The sequence below is a fragment of the Micromonospora sp. NPDC048894 genome, assembly GCF_040649765.1.
In the GTDB taxonomy this organism is placed as follows: Bacteria; Actinomycetota; Actinomycetes; order Mycobacteriales; family Micromonosporaceae; genus Micromonospora; species Micromonospora antibiotica.
Window position 1 is genome coordinate 1 of sequence record NZ_JBEZFY010000035.1, and the last position, 4,628, is coordinate 4,628.

Annotated in this window: 1 protein-coding gene; it reads right to left on the bottom strand. The window is 74.0% G+C overall.

Annotated elements, in window-relative coordinates:
* Nucleotides 1-4,614, bottom strand: a 4,614-nt coding sequence (locus tag AB0C22_RS31165) for a type I polyketide synthase (RefSeq protein ID WP_357538576.1), incomplete at its 3' end; no start/stop codon positions are given.
* Between the last annotated feature and the right edge of the window lie 14 nt (nt 4,615-4,628).

A 4,628-nucleotide genomic window follows, 5' to 3' on the forward strand; every position in this document is an offset into this window, starting at 1 on the left:
CGAAAACTCCACAAACGTCTCCGGCGTCGCCATCACCGTCACCCCACCAGCCAACGCCAGATCACACTCACCCGACCGCAACGCCTGACCCGCCAAGTGCATCGCCACCAACGACGACGAACACGCGGTGTCCACGGTGACGGCGGGGCCTTCGAGGCCGAGGGTGTAGGCGATCCGCCCGGAGACGACGCTGCCGGCGCTGTGCCCGGTCACATAGTCGTGGTACATCAGGCCGGCGAAGACGCCGGTGGCGGAGCCGCGTACCGAGGAGGGGTCGATGCCGGCCCGCTCGAACGCCTCCCAGGAGACCTCCAGCAGTTGCCGCTGCTGCGGGTCCATCAGCACGGCCTCGCGGGGTGAGATGCCGAAGAAGGCCGGGTCGAAGCCGGCCGCGCCGGGCAGGAACCCACCCTGGTCGGCGTAGCTGGTGTCGGGGCGGACGCCGGTCGGGTCGTAGAGCCGGGCCAGGTCCCAACCCCGGTCGGTCGGGAAGCCGTCGATGGCGTCGACGCCGTCCGCGACTAGCCGCCACAGGTCCTCCGGGGAGGACACCCCGCCGGGGTAGCGGCAGGCCATCCCGACGATCGCCACCGGGTCGTCACCGATCGTGGTGGTGGCGGTCTGCCGGGCCTGCGGTACGTCGAGTGCGCCGCTCAGCTCACCGTGCAGGAACTCGGCGAGGGCGACGGGCGTCGGGTAGTCGAAGATCAGGGTGGCCGGGAGCCGCAGGCCCGCCGCAGTGGAGAGCGCGTTGCGCAGCTCGACGGCGGTGAGCGAGTCGAAGCCGAGGCTCTGGAAGGTGCGGTCCGCCTCGACCGCGTCCGGCCCGGCGAGACCGAGCACGGCGGCGACGTGGGTGTGCACCAGGTGCCGGACGGCACCGGCGCGCTCCTGCTCCGGCAGGCCGGTCAACCAGTCGCTGCCCGACCGGTCGACGGTGCTGGCGGCGGTGGCCGTGCGCCGGGTCGGCCCGGTCAGGGCGCGCAGCACCGGGGGCAACCGGTCGCCGAGGGTACGCAGCGTCGGCACGTCGAGCCGGGCCGGGACGAGGGTGGCCGACCCGCCGGCTACCGCGGCGTCGAGCAGGGCCAACCCGTCGGCGGTGGACAACGGCAGCACCCCACCCCGGGACATCCGCTCCCGGTCGGTGTCGGCGAGTCCTTCGGTCATCGTGGAGCCTTCGCCCCACAGTCCCCAGGCCAACGACACCCCTGGCAGCCCGGCGGCCCGCCGGGTGACCGCGAGCGCGTCGAGGTGGGCGTTCGCCGCCGCGTAGTTGCCCTGCCCCGGCGCACCCAGCACCCCGGACAGCGAGGAGAACAGCACGAACGCCGACAGGTCCCGACCCCGGGTCAGCTCGTCGAGCAGCGTCGCGGCGTCCACCTTGGGCCGCAGCACCGCCGAGACCCGGTCCGGGGTCAACGACGACACCACGCCGTCGTCGAGCACCCCGGCGGTGTGCACCACCGCCGACAGGTCCGGCACGTCGGCCAGGGCGGCGGTCAGCTGGTCACGGTCGGCCACGTCGCAGGCGACCAGGTCGACCCGGGCACCGGAACCAGTCAGTTCGGCGACGAGGTCGTCGGCGCCGGCCGCCGCCGTACCGCTGCGCGACAGCAGCAACAACCGGGACACCCCGTGTGCCGTGACCAGGTGCCGGGCCACCGCCGCGCCGAGCGCACCTGTCGCACCGGTGACCAGCACCGTGCCGGTGCCGTAGAGCGGGGCGTCCGACGGCGTCACCGGCAAGGGACGCCTGACGATCCGGGGCACCCGGACGATGCCGTCGCGGATCGACACCTGCGGGTCGCCGGCAGCCAGGGCCGCCGGGAGGATGTCGTCGAGCCGGTCGGTGTCCGCGTCGACGAGGAGGATGCGGTCGGGGTTCTCCGCCTGCGCGGAGCGCAGCAACCCCCAGACCGCCGCGCCCGCCAGGTCGGTCACGTCGTCACCGACGGCGTGCCGGGTAAGGACGACGAGCGGGGCGCGGTCCTCCCCGGCCAGCCAGCGCTGGGCGATCCCCAGCACCCGGTGCACCTCGGCGTGTACGTCGTCGGTGCCTCCGGCGCGCAGCACCACCAGCTCGGCCGCGCCGTCGGCGGTCGCCGTGCCACCACCCGGTAGGGCGGTCGGGGTGTGCCTGTCACCGGTTCCCCCGGCGGCGGTCGCGGAGGTGGCGTCGCCGGCACGGGCGGTGTCGGGGTGCCACGCCCAGGCGGGGGCGGTGTCCGTCGGGGTGACGGCGACGGGCTGCCAGTCGAGGCCGAACAGCGCGTCGGCGACGCCGGTCCCGGCGGTGACCTGCACCGGGCGGAGCACCAGCGACCGTACGGTGGCCACGGGTGCGCCGACCGCGTCGGCGACCGCGATCCGTACCCCGGTGCCGGCGGGGGTGAGCCGGACCCGGAGGCTGGTCGCGCCGGTGGCGTGCAGTGCCACTCCCGACCAGGCGAACGGCAGTCCCCGGGGGGTGTCGCCGTCGGCGCGGGTGAGGACGTGCAGGCCGGCGTCGAAGAGGGCCGGGTGCAGGCCGTAGCCGTCGGTCTGCGTACCGTCGGGGAGGTCGACCTCGGCGAAGAGTTCGTCGCCGGCCCGCCAGGCGCGGCGCAGACCCTGGAAGACCGGGCCGTAGTCGAGCCCGCCACTGGCGAGGTCGTCGTAGAGGCCGGCCAGCGGCAGCGGTTCGGCATCGGCGGGGGGCCACGCGGTGAGCGCGACGCCGGGGGTGTCCCCGGTGGTGAGGACGCCGGTGGCGTGCCGGGTCCAGGGGGCGTCGTCGCGGTCCCGGGAGTGCACCAGGACGGCGCGGCGGCCGGTCGGGTCGGGCGTCTCCACGGCTACCTGTACCTCGACGCTGCCGGCGGCGGGGACGACGAGCGGCGCGTGCAGGGTCAACTCGTCGAGCAGGCCGACGCCGACCTGGTCACCGGCGTGGATGGCGAGTTCGACCAGGCCGGTGCCGGGGAACACGGCAGTGCCGCCGACGGCGTGGTCGGCCAGCCACGGGTGGGTGTGCAGCGACCAGCGGCCGGTGAAGACGACACCGTCGGTGTTGGCCAGCGGCACGGCGGCGTCGAGCAGCGGGTGGGTGGCGGCGAGCAGGCCGGCACCGACCAGGGCCGGGTCGTAGAGCCAGTAGTGCTGGCGTTGGAAGGCGTAGGTGGGCAGGTCGACCTGCCGGGCGGTGGGGTGGATGGCCGCCCAGTCGAGGTCGACGCCGGTGGTCCACGCCTGCGCCATCCCGGCCGCGTACGCCTCGACCTGCTCACGCTTGCGGCGCTGGAGCGGGATCGCGGTGGCGTCCTCGACGCAGTCGGCGACCATCGCGGTCAGCACACTGTCCGGCCCGATCTCCACGAACCGCGTCACCCCACGGGCCGCCAGAGCGGCCACCGCGTCAGCGAACCGCACGGTCCCCCGCACCTGACCCTGCCAGTACCCGACCGAACCCAACTCCTCGTCGGTGGCAAGATCACCGGTCGCGGTCGACACCAACGGAACGGTCGCCGGACTGGCGGTGACCCCGTCGAGGACCTGCCCGTACTCGGCGAGCATCGGGTCCATCAGATGCGAATGGAACGCATGCGACACCCGCAACCGACGCGTCTTCACCTCAAGGGAGGCTTCCAACGCCGCGACCTGCTCCTCCGTCCCCGACACGACCACCGCACGAGGACCGTTCACCGCCGCCACGTCCACGTCACCCAGATCCAACTCCGCCAACGGGGCGGCGATCGCCAACATCGCCCCACCGGCCGGAAGGGCCTGCATCAGACCACCACGCGCCGCCACCACCCGACACGCATCCGCCAGCGACCACACCCCCGCGACATGCGCGGCGGCAAGTTCACCGATCGAATGACCCGCCACGAAGTCCGGCTTGAGACCCCACGACTCCGCCAGACGGAACAACGCCACCTCAACCGCGAACAACGCCGGCTGCGTCCAGCCGGTCTGGTCCAGGAGACCGTCCGGGTCGGTGAACATCACCTCCCGCAGATCACCACCCAGCAACGGCCCGAACGCCACACACACCTCATCCAGAGCCTGCGCGAACACCGGGAAAGCCGCCGCCAGGTCACGACCCATCCCCACCCGCTGCGCACCCTGACCGGTGAACAGCACGGCGGTGCGTCCGGTGGTGAGGTGGCCGTGCACGCCCTGGCCGGCGGCGAGCGCGCGGAGACCGGCGACACCGTCCGCGACGGCCACGCCCCGGTGTTCCAGCGCCGCCCGGCCGGTGCCGAGGGTCAACGCGACGTCGGCGGGGTGCAGGTCGGCGGTGGTGAGGAAGTCGGCGAGGCGGGCCGCCTGGGCGGCGAGGCCGGTGGCGGAACGGCCGGAGACCGGCCAGAGCGACACCGGAGCGTCCGCCAGGGCGGTCACCGTCGTGGCGGACGGTACGGCCGCCGGCGCGGCGGCGGGGGCCTGCTCCAGGATCAGGTGGGCGTTGGTGCCGCTGATGCCGAACGACGACACCGCCGCCCGACGCGGACGACCGTCGGCGGGCCACTCGACCGCCTCAGTCGCCAACCGCACCTCACCCGCCGACCAGTCCACGTGCGGACTCGGCGCATCCACGTGCAACGTCCGCGGCACCACCCCGTACCGCATCGCCAACACCATCT